Raw genomic sequence first — 13,989 nt, forward strand, 5'->3', positions numbered from 1 at the left:
AAAATCATGACATATATCTCAGGATTTTTTTCTGTTCACATGCGTAGATACTCTAATCTGTTATAATTACTTACAAATTACCGCGTCAGAGGGCCGAGCACCAAGTGACACATATGCCTGTGTCTCGGCTTCCCTGTCCGGCACAGACACCTAACTGTCAAACCAGCGCGTGGTCACGACCTTTTTGCGCGTGTAAAACTCCACACCGTCGCGCCCGGTGGCATGGAGATCGCCATAGAAGGAACCCTTCCATCCGGAGAAGGGGTAGAACGCCATCGGCGCCGGCACCCCCACATTGACGCCAATCATGCCGGCCTGAATGCGTTCGCGAAACTTGCGTGCTGCGGCACCGCTTTGCGTATACAGCACGGCCGCGTTCCCATAGCGCGATAAGTTGGCGATCGCGATCGCCTCATCCAGGTCCTGGACACGGATGACGGATAGCACCGGACCGAAAATCTCCTCGCGGGCGATGGTCATCTCGGGGCGGACGTGATCAAACAAGGTGGCCCCCAGGAAGAAGCCGGGACTCTGGACCAATGGGGCCTGACGTCCGTCGCAGACCAGTACGGCCCCCTCGGCTACCCCCTGTTCGATGAAGCGGACAATCCTGTCCCGGTGCTCCGGGCGAATGACCGGCCCCAGTTCTTTGCCCGGCTCGAGGCCGCTGCCCATCGGCAGAACCCGGGCGGCAGCGGCCAACCGGGACACCAACTCGTCTGCTATCGCCTCCTCCACCACGGCCACACTCCCGGCCAAGCACCGCTCGCCGGCGTTTCCGTAGGCGGAAGCCACGAGGATTTCTATGGTCCGGTCCAGCGGTGCGTCGCGCAGGATGATGTGGTGGTTTTTTGCTCCGGCCAGGGCTTGCACGCGTTTGCCGTGAGCGGCCGCGGTTCGGTAGACATACTCGGCGACGGGGGCGGAGCCGACAAACGAAATGGCTTGGATGTCCGGATGGGCCAGGAGCGCGTCCACCACCTCCTTGCCCCCGTGAACCATGTTGAACACCCCTGCCGGCAGACCGGCTTCGGCGAGCAGTTCCGCCTGTCGCACCGCAGACAACGGAGTCCGTTCGGACGGCTTCAGGATGAAGGTGTTGCCGCAGGCGATGGCGATAGGGTACAGCCAAAGAGGAACCATCAGCGGAAAGTTGAACGGTGTGATGCCAGCGACCACACCGAGCGGGTAGCGGTATACCTCCGAGTCGATGCCGCGCGACACATCGGGAACCGTCTGCCCCATCATGAGTGTGGGCATGCCGCAGGCAAATTCGACCACCTCGATGCCCCGCCTCACCTCGCCCCGGGCGTCCTCGAGGTTCTTCCCGTTTTCGGTCGTCACTAGCACAGCCAGGTCTTCCTTGTAACGCTCAAGCAAGTCGCGATAGCGAAACATGACGCGAGCCCGTTCCACCACCGGCACGACGGCCCAATCCGCCGCCACCGACAAGGCAGCCGCCACCGCCTTTTCGGCTTCGGATGCGGCGGACAACGGCAGTTCAGCCAGCTGCTCTCCGGTTGCTGGATTGGGCACCTCGAGTACACCGACCTCTTCGCCCGCGCAGAATTCGCCGCCGATATAATTCTTGAGTTTCATGCCGATCCGCCTCCCTTTCACTCGCTGACATGCCGCAGTTCCGGCTCCTCCGCCACCATGCCGGCCAGCGCCTCTCCCATCACAGCGAGCGCATCATCCACCTGTGTGGCATTGACCGACAGGGGCGGGGCGATACGCACCGTGTTGCCGTACAGCCCGCCCTTGCCAAGCAACAGTCCGTTCTGTTTGGTGTACTCGAGAAAGCGGCTGACCAAATCGGGCGCTGGCTGTTTGTGGCTGCGCACAAACTCCAGCCCCTGCATCAGTCCCCTGCCGCGCACGTCGCCTATCATCGGGTATCTGGCCTGCAACTCCTCCAAGCCGATGCGCAGGCGCTCGCCCTGGATGCGCGCATTGCCCGTCAGGTCCTGTTCCTCGATGACGTCCAGCGTCGCCAGAGCGGCCCGCATCGACACTGGATTGCCACCGAAGGTGGATATGGTGTTGGACTGATACGATGTAGCCACGTCTCGCGTGGCGATGGTGGCACCGACAGGCAGTCCGTTGGCCAATCCTTTGGCAAACGTCATCAGATCCGGACGGACCCCGGCGTGCTCAATCCCAAACATCCGGCCCGTGCGCCCAAACCCAGTCTGCACCTCGTCGGCGATAAACAGGCCGCCGTACTTGCGAACGATGCGCCAAATCTCTTGAAAGTAGACGTCCGGGGGCGTGATGAAGCCGCCCACCCCCTGAATCGGCTCCGCAATCACAGCCGCGACGCGACCCGAAGTTGAAGTGCGAATCGTCTCCTCCATGTCTTTGGCGCACTCCAAGGCACACGTGTCGGGCGTGCGGCCGAACGGACAGCGGTAGCAGTAGGCGTTCATGGCGTGCACCACGCCTGGGATGCCGTGCATGCCCAGCTTCCAGCTCGCTTGACCCGTCAGTGTCGTGGCCAGGGCGGATCGGCCACTGTAGCTGTGACGCAGGGCAATCACCTCATAGGCGCGGGTGGCCATGCGTGCCATGGCGACAGCCGTCTCGTTGGCCTCGGTGCCGCTGGTGGTGAAGAAACTGACCTCAAGGTTGCCAGGTGTCATGCGCGCCAATCGTTCGGCAAGGTCCACCATCGGCTGCGTGACATACAGCGTGGAGACATGCGTGAGCTTCTGAATCTGATCTGCCACGGCCGCATTCACCCGCGCCTGGGCATGCCCCACCGAGACTGTCAGAATGCCGCCAAAGAAATCAAGATAACGCTTGCCATCAGCGTCAAACAGACAGCACCCTGACCCATGGCTGAACACCAAAGGCTGCTCGTAATAGGTCGCCACACTGGGAGCCAGGTACCGTCTCTGCCGGGCAATCAGCGCTTCCGTCGTCTCCGCCATGGTTATCCTCCTGTCCCGCAAAGCCTCTCACCCCACCCGGAATCCGCGTCGTCTGGGTACCTTAGCAACCATTCGAATTGTCATGATAGACCGGGCTTGCGAATAAGGTATCATAGGTGAAATTCCACATCACGATACACACTGTACGACTGTCAGAGAGGTACCTTTTACAACCTGTCGAACCGTTCAGGTAACGCTCTATTAAGGACAGGACCAGCTTCGTGTAAGAATTTTGACATACATCACCGCTTTGGCGAAAACTTTCAGACCTTCACGCGGGAAATGATGTCCTCAATCCTTCCAATCGATCTTGCGCATTCACCTCAAAAGTGCGATCTTACCCATAGAAACCATCGAATACCTCTTCTGCTGATTGTTCGCTTCTTTTAGGTAGATTGCACTTGATGGTCTTATCATCGAGGAACCATCTCATAAGTATCAGTATCCCTGGGCTTTCATACCACTACTGAGTATTCGCTCGTCTTTCTCCGACTGAACCGCCGTCGAAACGGAGGCATGTGTGATGTCCGCTTGGCTCCGGGTGTGCGATGTCCTGAAACGACCGCCGTTTCAATCTGCCCTGCTCGCCGCGGGACAAGGAGGGCTCTCACGGCCCATCCGCTGGGTGCACATCCTGGACGTTCCAAACGCCCGCGGGCACATCCACGGCGGAGAACTGGTGCTGACGACCGGACTGGGCTTCGGAAAACATCCGTATCAGTTCCAATCGTTTATCGAAGAGCTGATTGAAGGCCAGGCAGCCGCGCTCTGCATTGAGTTGGGCACCGCCATTCGTGAGCTGCCAACCGCCATCCGACGCCTGGCTGACGCCAACAACTTCCCCGTTCTGTTGTTTCCGAAACACGTGCGATTTGTCGACATCACACAGGACCTGCACAAACAGATCCTCATCCACGAGCGCCAGGCCCTGTCTGAACAGACCTGGGTGGAAACCGTCATCAGCGGTCAAACCGTGTGGGATACAGAACCCTTGGCAGCGGCGATGTTACCCACACGATGGTTCTGCGTTGCCGTGTTGGCCCTCGATGAGCTGGTGGCCAGCAGAGCCGCGAATCCAAGCGTGGCGCTGGAAGTCTCGGAACAGCACAGGCACACGGAATCCGATTGGATGCAACTGACCGCGTCGGCTTGGCGCGACGTGATCCCGTTCATCCGTCCGGCGTTTCGAGCTGAGGGACTGCGGACACATTTGGCTATGCGCCAGGAAGAGGTGATTGCGGTGCTGGAATTCAGCGATCCCGAACGGGACTGGGTGAGTGTCCTGAACACCGGTTTTTCGGCCGTTCAATCGGCGTGCTCAGAGTGCCTCGGCGCGCCGGCGGCCACTGCCCTGCACATGGGAGTGGGCAGACCGGTCAACGGTCTGGCCCAAGTACCGAACAGCTATCAGGACGCGCGCAAAGCGCTTCTCATCTCGCGGCGGGTGCCCGGGCGCAGGTGGTGGATGTACGACGAGGCCGGTGTATTCCGTTGGCTGACACTGCTGGCCGGCTCACAAGCCGCGGCGGAACTGGCCGCGCGCGACCTCGATGAGTTGGCAGCCTACGACCGCCGGCATGGCACCCAGTTGCTGCAGACCCTGCGCGTCTACCTGGATTGCGACCGCTCCAAGCAACGCACTGCCGCCGCGCTGTACATCCATCGTCAGACGCTGTACCACCGATTGGAACAAATGGAGGCCATTCTGCGGTCCAACCTGGATGATCCCGTGCAACGTCTGTCCCTTCACCTCTCCGTGTATTACCGGACGTTCTTTCAACACCAACCCCATTGATGTCCATTCTGAATCACCCATTTGTCCTCTCACGCGTTTTTAGTATCACACATTTTATTTATATATGATATACTCATTTCGGATTCAGCCCTGTTAATTTGCCGATCATGTCCAATCCTGATTTGGGGGGCCTTCCATGAGCAAATGGGTATATCGATTCGATGATCCCGTTCATCCCGACAAGATGATCTTGGGCGGCAAAGGTGCCAATCTGATGGAGATGACCCAGGCCGGACTGCCGGTGCCTCCGGGGTTCACCCTGACGACCGAGCTGTGCCCGGTCTATCGAGAGCACCACGACCTGCCGGAGGCCGTGTTTCGTGAAGTCGAGGCGGCGATTGCGTGGCTTGAGCAGCGTACCGGCAAGACGTTTGGCGATGCCGACAACCCGCTCCTGGTTTCCGTTCGCTCGGGTGCGCCCATCTCGATGCCGGGGATGATGGATACCATTCTCAACCTGGGCCTCAATCCGGAGACAGTGGAAGGATTGGCCCGGCGCACCCAGAACCGGCGGTTTGCCTTCGACTCGTACCGCCGCTTCATCCAGATGTTTGCCGACGTCGTCCTCGGTGTCCCCAACCATCGGTTTGAACAGCAGCTGGAGGCAGCCCGCCGACGGGCCCGAGTGCAAACAGATCAGGACCTCGGCGAGGAGACGTTGGCCGAGTTGGTCCAATCCTACCTGGACATCGTCGAGCGCGAAACCGGCCTGCCCTTTCCTCTGCATCCCCACCAACAGCTGCGCATGGCCATCTGCGCTGTGTACGCCTCGTGGGACAACGAGCGCGCAAAGGTGTATCGAAAGGTGAACGGGATTCCCGACACCCTCGGCACCGCGGTCAATGTGCAGAGCATGGTGTTCGGCAACATGGGCGACGACTCCGGCACCGGCGTCGCGTTCACGCGTAACCCATCCACCGGCGAGCCGGGCGTCTTTGGCGAATACCTGATCAACGCCCAGGGAGAGGACGTTGTCGCCGGCATCCGCACGCCACAGCCGATTCACCGCCTGGCTGAACACATGCCGGCCGTCTTCGCCCAGTTCCTCAGCGTTTGCAACCAGTTGGAGGCGCACTTTCAGGACGTCCAGGACATCGAGTTTACCGTCGAGCGCGGGCGCCTGTATCTGCTGCAGACCCGCTCTGCCAAGCGCACTCCCGAGGCGGCGGTCCGCATCGCCGTCGACCTCGTGGAAGAGGGGCGGATCGACCGCAAGACCGCACTCAGCCGCATTCCTCCGACCACGCTCGGCCAGCTCCTGCATACACGGATGGATCCGTCCGCACCTGTCACCGACCTGGCCAAGGGCCTGCCTGCTTCGCCCGGCGTCGCCAGCGGGCGCATTGTCTTCACGGCAGATGACGCCGAGGCATGGGCGCGGCGCGGCGAAAAGGTTATTCTGGTGCGCAGCGAGACGACACCCGAGGACATCCACGGCATCCTGGCCGCAGAAGGCATCCTGACCAGCCGCGGCGGCATGACCAGCCATGCAGCCGTGGTCGCCCGGGGCATGGGCAAGCCGTGCGTGTGCGGCTGCGACGCGCTGCGTGTGAACGAGCGCCAGCGGACGCTCGAAGTGGACGGCCGCGTGCTGGCCGAAGGCGACGTGTTGAGCATCGACGGCGCCAGCGGCCGGGTGCTGTTGGGCGAGGTGCCGCGCGTCGCCCCCAAGCTCTCATCCCATTTCGAAAAGTTGCTGGCCTGGGCGGATGAAACGCGCCGATTGGGCGTACGCGCCAACGCTGACACGCCGGAGGACGCGCTGCGAGCCCGCGAATTGGGGGCGCAGGGCATCGGGCTGTGTCGCACCGAGCACATGTTCATGCATCCGGATCGGGTGCCGGTGGTGCAGGCGATGATCCTCGCATCCACCAAGGAAGATCGACAGCGCGCGCTGCAACAGCTGCTGCCCATGCAGGAGGAAGACTTTTACGGGATCCTCCGAGCGATGGACGGGCTGCCGGTTACCATTCGTCTGCTCGATCCGCCCCTGCACGAGTTCCTCCCCAACCTGGAGCAACTCGCCGCTCGCCAAGCCGCCCTGCGCACGCGGCGCGAGATGAGTGACAAACAGGGAGTGGCGGAGTTGGAGCAGGAATTGGCGGAAGTCGAGCGCATGCTGGCCCAGGTGCGCGCACTGCATGAACTCAACCCGATGCTCGGCCATCGCGGCTGTCGGCTCGGCATCACCTTCCCGGAGGTGTACGAGATGCAGGTGCGCGCCATTTATCAGGCGGCGGCTCGACTGACACAGGAGGGGCTGCAGCCGCGCCCGGAGGTGATGATCCCGCTGGTCGGCCACGTGGAGGAACTGCGGCGCCTCAAGCGCCTGGTTGTGGACACTGCGCGGGCGGTGCAGGCGGAGACGGGTGTGGAGATACCGGTCAGCGTCGGGACGATGATCGAGGTGCCGCGCGCCGCTCTGACCGCAGACCGCATCGCCGAAGAGGCGGAATTTTTCTCTTTCGGGACAAACGACCTGACGCAGACCACCTTTGGCTTCAGCCGGGATGATGCCGAGGGCAAATTCCTGCACCAGTACATGGAAGAGGGTATCCTCCCCCACAACCCATTTGCCGTCCTGGACGACGAGGGGGTCGGACAGTTGATAGCGATGGGTGTCGAGCGCGGACGCCGCACCAGAGCCGGCCTGAAGACCGGTGTGTGCGGGGAACACGGGGGCGATCCGTCCTCCATCCGCTTCTGCCACGCCGCCGGCCTGGACTATGTCAGCTGCTCCCCGTTCCGCGTCCCGGTGGCCCGGCTAGCCGCCGCCCAGGCGATGCTTGCGTAAGGTGTGCACCATCCTGTGCATTCCCATGAATGTTGAAAGGCGCCCGACGGCCGACCGCCGCCGGGCGCCTTCTGCAATTGACACCTCTGGTCGTGCGCGTATACAATTTTAAGACGATTACCGATGGCGTGCGCAACCCAGAGCGCCTGCCTGGGCGAAGCGGGTGTTTAGAGTGGACAGTGGCAAACCGGCGGCTATCGACAAGACAATTGTCTTCACCGGCTTCATGGGAGCCGGCAAGACGACCCTTGGCCGTGAAGTCGCGCACCGATTGGGACGCACCTTTGTCGATGTCGACGAGAAGATTGTACAAGATTTCGGCATGAGCATTCCCGACATCTTCAAGACGCACGGAGAGCCGGCTTTTCGCGCGCGTGAGCGGGAATTGGTGTTCCGCCACTGCGAAGCGTCGCGCAGTGTCCTCTCCCTGGGCGGTGGAGCGTTTCTCCAAGAGGACATCCGCGCGGCCTGCCTGCGCCACTGTATCGTCGTATACCTCGACATCGACTGGCACTACTGGGTCAACGAGCGGTACCATCTTGTCGTCGACTCGCGTCCGCTGTTGCAGCAGCTTGATTTGGAGGAGATCCACCAGCTGTTTCAACGCCGCCGCGCCGTCTACCAAGCCTACCACACGTGCCTCAAATTGGATTATTCCACGGCAGACAGGGCGGTGGACCTGCTCCTGGAACTGATCTGCGAGCAAATGCTCACCCGGGCGTCCTAGCGCATATTTTTCGGCGTCCTTGCTTTGCGTTGCATCTGCCTGCGCATGGAGCCGGGAGATGGCTCGGCGAGTGTTCGGATTTCCCAGGGAGGTCGATAGCATGTCCAGTTCAAGCCACGTCTCGCAGGCCCCCATCCCTACCTCACAACACACACGCGGCAACAGTATGAAAGCGCTTGTGTCCATCGGTCTGGCCTGGGCGTTCGACGCCATGGACTTTTCGATTCTGACCTTTGTCCTCACCGACATCATGAAAGACTACGGCGTCGCGCTGACCTTGGCCGCCGGCGTTTCCTCCGCCACGACATTCGCCCGGTTGGGCGGCGGACTGCTGGGAGGACTGATGGGCGACGCCTGGGGGCGGAAGATCAGCTTGGTTCTTTCCATCGTATGGTTCAGTGTGTTTGAATTCTTGACCGGATTTTCCTTGGGATTTACCATCCTGTACATCGTTCGCATCCTGTATGGCATCGGCATGGGCGCCATGTACGCCAACGGTACGCCGATGTTGATGGAAATGGTACCGGCCAAATGGCGCGGATTCGCCTCCGGGCTGATGCAATCGGGGTTCTCATTCGGTTACATTTTCGCCGCCATCATCTACCGGGTTTGGTATGGCGATCTCGGTTGGCACGCGATATTTTGGATTGCCTGCATCCCGGCTCTTCTGGTAGCCATCTACATATGGGCGCAACTGCCCGAATCGTCGCGTTGGCAGACGGAGCGCAGGGACAGCCGCGCACACGCCGTGCCGGTCTCCCATCTGTTTTCTGGAGGGCAAACCTGGAGCACCGTGCACGCCGCCATCATCGCCCTGGTCGCGTTTGCCATCACATACCCCATCAACGTGTTCTACGCGACCCTGCTCAAGACAGGCGGCCATTTCAATCCTGAGGTGGTGGCGGACACCATCATCATCCTGAACGTCGCCGGCATTGTGGGAAACCTCCTGGGCGGATGGGTGTCGGACCTGATTGGTCGACGCTGGACCATCATCTTGTCCTCGCTCGGCACCATCGCCTGCTCCTTTGTCTTCCAGTCCATCGCGACCGATTGGGAACGAAACGTGTTTACCTTCCTGATTGGATTGTTCTCCATCGGAGGCGTGTGGGCCGCCATTCCAACCTACCTGGCCGAACATTTCCGGACGACGATCCGCTCGACCGGCCAAGGCACGACTTATCATTTTGGCGCCGCCGTCGGCGGAGCCGTCATCCCGCTCATTGTCTCGTCTATCGCGCCCGACGTCGGTGGACTAGGACACGCAATGACCTATGCGGTGGCCATCGCCTCGGCCGTGATGGTCATCCTGGTGCTATTGTGGGGGGAATCGAAGGGAACCGAGTTACGCTGACACTAGGCGGTCCCAAGCTTGAACCGAGTTTCGCTGGCGGCCTGGAAGTGATCCAGGAAAGCGGTGGACTCCAAGCCTGTCCTCATTCTATCCAGTGTGGCGATGTGTGTCCAGACCCAGCGGTCGATCAAACACGTAGACGGTCATAGCGGTGTCCGATCCCACGTCAAAATCGCAGTACAGCTGTACCAGCTTCGCGCCCACTGTGTCCTCGACCTCTTTGCGCACCGCCTCATCCTTGTAGATCTGCTTGACGAAGGTGGTGCGCAGTTCGTGCACAATGCGCGGTCCTTCTGCGGTTTTCGCCACAAACTTTTGCATACCCGTCAAAGTCCCTCTCATCTCACAGATGGCCCACGAACCGAGAAAGCGGGTGGTAATCTGCTCCGGTCCCTTTCGGTATGCTTTTTTCGCACCTCGCGCACCAGGTTGTTGAAATCGTGCACCACTTGCGCGGTGTCCACGGCCATCCCCCTTGTGCACGCCCATCCCTTGGTCGAAACTGGATTCTATATTACCCCCCGCACCCGTTCTGGTTCAATCCAGCGTCCCGACGAAGCTGCGGGCGGCACTTACTCGGACGATGTCAACCGACCATACAGATCCGGCCGCCGGTGCGCCCGGTAATCCAGCGCCGCATCCAGTTCCCGGCACAGACTCACCTCGATGTCGGCAACGACCACCCCTTCCTCGGACCGCGCTTCCACCAGCCAGCGGCCGAGCGGATCGACCACGCCGGATCCACCGCAAAAATGGATACCGCGTTCTTCCCCGACGCGGTTGCTGTAGATGACAAACAGGTTATTCTCCATCGCCCGCGCGGCGGCGAATACGTGATGGAAATCGCCGTAGGGGTGCATGTTGTTGCTGGGACAGATTATGAAATTGGTCCGTTGCAGCCCGAGGATTCGCGCTGCCTCGGGAAATTCCAGGTCGTAGCACACAAGCAGCCCAACGCGCCCCCAGGGCGTATCCCAGACCGGCATCGTGAGCCCGGCGGCAAACGTGGCCGGCTCCTCTCCGAACAGGTGCACCTTGGCATACGTGGCGACGACACCTTGTCCGTTGACGATGGAGACCGCGTTGTACAGAGACGGCTGGGAGCGGATGGGCTGACCGCCCACGTCGGCCGTCGGCCAATCCAAGTTGTCAGCGTGATACGACGGGTGGCCCACCACCACCCATACGCCGGCCTCGCCGGCCGCCCGGCGCACCTGGTCCAGCCAGTCCTGCACGTCATCCGGGCTGGGGCGGCCTGGCCACAATTCGGGTACATACCCGGTCACGTATAACTCCGGGAATACCACCCAGTCCGCACCGAGTCCGTCGCGCCCGGCCTGGTGAACCCAGCGGCGCAGCGCGGCCAGATTGTCAGCCGACCGGCCGGGCACCGGTGCTGCCTGTATCAGAGCCACCCGCACTCCAATCCCCCCTTGTGCCTGCTCGTCTCAACCATCCATGGCGGTCCAATCGTCCAATCGCATCTCCGGCGGCGCCACGCGGAACCCGCGCGTCAACACCGTGAGGTAAATCAGCCCCACGACCAGCCAAATGGCGCCCAAAATCATCGCGTTCCGGTCCAGATTCAGCCACAGCCAGGCGTCGAAGCCAAAGCCAATCAGCGGTAGCAATCCGTAGAGAATGGCGCCCCATCCGCCGCGCAAACGCTGCTGGACAAAGTAGTGAACGATCACCGCCAGGTTGACGAATGCGAACGCCGTGAAAGCGCCAAAATTGATGAACGAGGTCGACGTTTCGACGCTGAAGAACAGCGCCAGCAAACCAAAGAGCCCAACCAGCAGGATGTTCAAATCCGGCGTGCGAAAGCGCGCATGGATGCGGCCAAAAAAGCGGCGCGGCAACACCTTGTCGCGGCCCATCGCGTACAGCAGGCGTGCGGCGCTGGCCTGGGCGGAAATACCGGAGGAAAGCTGGGCGATGATGAGCCCCGCCGTGAACACGGCCGTGAACAGGTTGCCGCCAATCTGCCGGGCAATCTCGACCGCCCCCGCGTCGGCATTCGCAAACTTGGTGTAATCCGGATACACCAGCTGCGTAAAGTACGTCGCGGCGATGAAAATCACTCCGCCTATCAGGACAATCAGCATAATGGCGCGCGGCACCGTGGGCTCCGGACGGATCGTCTCCTCAGTCATGGTGGTGACGGCATCGAAACCGAGAAAGGAATAACAGGCAATGCTGGCACCCGCCATGATGAAGCCAAACTGGACGTGCGGATTCACAAAGGGCTGCGCCGACAGAAGACGGCCCGCCCCCATTCCGTGCGCAACATCCCGGATACTGAGGGCCAGGAAAATCGCAATCACTAAGAACTGGAACATCATCAACAGCAGGTTGACATTGGTGCTGACGCGGATGCCGACCACATTGATAATCGTCGTGACGACAATGAACAGCACAATCCAAATCCACGTCGGGACGCCGGGCAGCACGGCGTTCAAGTAGACGCCGCCAATCAACCAGATGACCATGGGCAGGAAAAAGTAGTCCAGCAGGGTTACCCAGCCGATGACAAAACCAAGATGCGAACCCATGGTCCGCCGAACGTACGTGTACGCCGAGCCAGAAATCGGATACGCTTTCGCCATTCGCCCGTAGCTGTACGCGGTGAACAGCATCGCTACGGAAGCGATGATATAAGCCGTAACCGCCGACCCGTGCGTGGTCTGGTCCATGACGCCAAAGGTGCCGAAAACAATCATAGGGGCCATGTAGGCCAGTCCGAACAACACCAGCGGATAGAGGGTCAGCGTGCGCCGCAACCCATGCTCCATCTAGGCATCTCCTCCGTTAACCATGCAGCGCCCGGACCGCGCCAAGAATGGCTCGCTTTAGGCGATCCAGTCCGTCCACAAGCTCTTCGTCCTGGATGACAAGCGGGCTCAACATGCGAATGACGTTGTTGTAGACCCCCGCCTTGATGGTCAGCAACCGCTCCTCCAGACAGCGGCGCGAGATCTCCGCCACCAGCTCCGGATAAGGGGCCTTGTCGGCTCCACGGACAAACTCGACGGCGACCATGGCGCCTTGTCCGCGCACCTCGCCGATGTACGGAACCTCCCTCTGCAGCTCCCGCAGGCGGGCCATGCTGATTTCGCCAATCCTGCGAGCCCGTGCGGGCAAGTCGTCGCGCTCCATGATTTCAATCACCTTGAGCGCGGCCGCCGCCGCCACCGGATTGCCGCCATACGTCCCACCGAGTCCGCCGACCTCCGTCGAGTCGAGGATCTCCGCACGGCCAACGACGGCGGAGATGGGCAGTCCCGCGCCCATCGACTTGGCCATCGTGATGACGTCCGGATTGAGCCCGGGATAGTGCTCGGTGGCAAACAGCCGGCCCGTGCGGGCAAACCCGGTCTGCACCTCGTCGACGATGAAAACGATGCCATGCTCGCGGCACAAGCGGCGCAGCTCGTACAGGAAAGCGGCCGGTGGGACGATGAATCCACCCTCGCCCTGCACAGGCTCGAGAATGACCGCCGCGACATTGTTGGCGTCGACGTACATGTCAAAGGCGCGTTTGACCATGGCCACACTCTCGTCGACAAACTCCTCCTCGCTCTGCCCCTCCGGACGGCGATACGGGTTGGGATAAGGCAGGCGGTAGACTTCCGGAACAAACGGACCAAAGCCAGCTTTGTACGGGTGCACCTTGCTCGTCAGCGCCAAGGTGAAGTTGGTGCGTCCATGAAACGCCTGTTCAAATGCAATGACGGCCGACCGGCCCGTGTAGCTCCGGGCCACCTTGACCGCGTTCTCCACGGCCTCGGCGCCGCTGTTTAGCAGCAGCGCTTTCTTCGATCCGGTAATTGGAGTGATTTCGCACAGCTTCTTCGCTAACTCCAGGTAGGGTTGGTTGAGGGTGACATGCACGCAGGTGTGAAACAGTTTGGCAGCCTGCTCCTGCACCACCTGCACGACCTCCGGGTGCGCGCTGCCGATGTTCAAGCAGCCGATGCCTCCGGCGAAATCCAGGTACTCATTGCCAGCGTCATCCCACATGCGGGCGCCCTCACCGCGGACGATGCAAACCGGGTTCTGCACGCTCACGCCGTTGGGGATGTAGCGACGGTACGAGGCCTCGGCAGGGGCGTCGGTCTTGACAGGGGTTGATCCGGATACACTCACGATGCATTCCTCCTAAGTAGCCTAAGTATCCTATCTTTCGTACCTCTTGGTAAACGCAAAAATCATGCCAACGTTGCACCGAATCTCCCATGGTAACGCGGTTGGCCTGCAACCGGAAGCAAGAAGCCACAAGTGATGCCGGAACCTCACCCAGGCTGCCCGCTGTCCTCTGGGGCGGCGACGCCTCGCCAGAGACCAGATGCATACAACCCGACTTGCTTTCGCTGCAGAGATGGT

The 13,989-nt window shown here is 61.0% G+C and carries 10 protein-coding genes; 4 read left to right on the plus strand and 6 right to left on the minus strand.

Annotation, left to right across the window (positions count from 1 at the left end; all coding sequences use genetic code 11):
* Positions 1-150: 150 nt before the first annotated feature.
* Positions 151-1,599, minus strand: coding sequence for a CoA-acylating methylmalonate-semialdehyde dehydrogenase (locus tag ASH01S_RS10425; RefSeq protein WP_067927540.1), 1,449 nt, complete (start codon positions 1,597-1,599; stop codon positions 151-153).
* Between the two features lie 17 nt (positions 1,600-1,616).
* Positions 1,617-2,933 (minus strand): aspartate aminotransferase family protein, encoded by a 1,317-nt coding sequence (locus tag ASH01S_RS10430; RefSeq protein ID WP_067927541.1) that lies wholly within the window; start codon positions 2,931-2,933, stop codon positions 1,617-1,619.
* Positions 2,934-3,456: 523 nt separating this feature from the next.
* Here ASH01S_RS10430 and ASH01S_RS10435 point away from each other — a divergent pair.
* From ASH01S_RS10435 to ASH01S_RS10450, 4 genes are all read left to right on the plus strand, one after another.
* The gene (locus ASH01S_RS10435; protein ID WP_067927545.1) at positions 3,457-4,728 is read left to right on the plus strand and encodes a PucR family transcriptional regulator; all 1,272 of its coding nucleotides are present in this window, start codon (positions 3,457-3,459) and stop codon (positions 4,726-4,728) included.
* 136 nt (positions 4,729-4,864) lie between these two features.
* Positions 4,865-7,522, plus strand: coding sequence for a pyruvate, phosphate dikinase (gene ppdK / locus ASH01S_RS10440; protein WP_067927549.1), 2,658 nt, complete (start codon positions 4,865-4,867; stop codon positions 7,520-7,522).
* A gap of 172 nt (positions 7,523-7,694) precedes the next feature.
* The gene (locus tag ASH01S_RS10445) at positions 7,695-8,249 is read left to right on the plus strand and encodes a shikimate kinase (RefSeq protein ID WP_067927552.1); all 555 of its coding nucleotides are present in this window, start codon (positions 7,695-7,697) and stop codon (positions 8,247-8,249) included.
* Positions 8,250-8,349: 100 nt separating this feature from the next.
* On the plus strand, positions 8,350-9,603 hold the full coding sequence (locus ASH01S_RS10450) for an MFS transporter (protein WP_067927555.1): 1,254 nt from the start codon (positions 8,350-8,352) through the stop codon (positions 9,601-9,603).
* Between the two features lie 87 nt (positions 9,604-9,690).
* On the opposite strand, the gene ASH01S_RS10455 is transcribed toward ASH01S_RS10450, so the two are convergent.
* From ASH01S_RS10455 to gabT, 4 genes are all read right to left on the minus strand, one after another.
* Positions 9,691-10,092 (minus strand): Na-translocating system protein MpsC family protein, encoded by a 402-nt coding sequence (locus ASH01S_RS10455; RefSeq protein ID WP_157067090.1) that lies wholly within the window; start codon positions 10,090-10,092, stop codon positions 9,691-9,693.
* Positions 10,093-10,175: 83 nt separating this feature from the next.
* Positions 10,176-11,024, minus strand: a complete 849-nt coding sequence (locus tag ASH01S_RS10460) for a carbon-nitrogen hydrolase family protein (protein WP_067927558.1) — start codon at positions 11,022-11,024, stop codon at positions 10,176-10,178.
* Positions 11,025-11,051: 27 nt separating this feature from the next.
* Positions 11,052-12,398: an APC family permease gene (locus ASH01S_RS10465; protein ID WP_067927572.1), complete on the minus strand. Its 1,347-nt coding sequence runs from the start codon at positions 12,396-12,398 to the stop codon at positions 11,052-11,054.
* 16 nt (positions 12,399-12,414) lie between these two features.
* The gene (gene gabT, locus ASH01S_RS10470) at positions 12,415-13,752 is read right to left on the minus strand and encodes a 4-aminobutyrate--2-oxoglutarate transaminase (protein ID WP_067927579.1); all 1,338 of its coding nucleotides are present in this window, start codon (positions 13,750-13,752) and stop codon (positions 12,415-12,417) included.
* Between the last annotated feature and the right edge of the window lie 237 nt (positions 13,753-13,989).

The organism is Alicyclobacillus shizuokensis NBRC 103103, assembly GCF_001552255.1.
Taxonomy (GTDB): Bacteria; Bacillota; Bacilli; order Alicyclobacillales; family Alicyclobacillaceae; genus Alicyclobacillus_G; species Alicyclobacillus_G shizuokensis.

Coding starts and splice junctions, on each gene's coding strand:
- ppdK (WP_067927549.1), top strand. CDS start 4,865: ATGAGCAAATGGGTATATCGATTCGATGATCCCGTTCATCCCGACAAG.
- ASH01S_RS10455 (WP_157067090.1), bottom strand. CDS start 10,092: ATGGGCGTGCACAAGGGGGATGGCCGTGGACACCGCGCAAGTGGTGCA.
- ASH01S_RS10425 (WP_067927540.1), bottom strand. CDS start 1,599: ATGAAACTCAAGAATTATATCGGCGGCGAATTCTGCGCGGGCGAAGAG.
- ASH01S_RS10465 (WP_067927572.1), bottom strand. CDS start 12,398: ATGGAGCATGGGTTGCGGCGCACGCTGACCCTCTATCCGCTGGTGTTG.
- ASH01S_RS10430 (WP_067927541.1), bottom strand. CDS start 2,933: ATGGCGGAGACGACGGAAGCGCTGATTGCCCGGCAGAGACGGTACCTG.
- ASH01S_RS10450 (WP_067927555.1), top strand. CDS start 8,350: ATGTCCAGTTCAAGCCACGTCTCGCAGGCCCCCATCCCTACCTCACAA.
- ASH01S_RS10435 (WP_067927545.1), top strand. CDS start 3,457: ATGTCCGCTTGGCTCCGGGTGTGCGATGTCCTGAAACGACCGCCGTTT.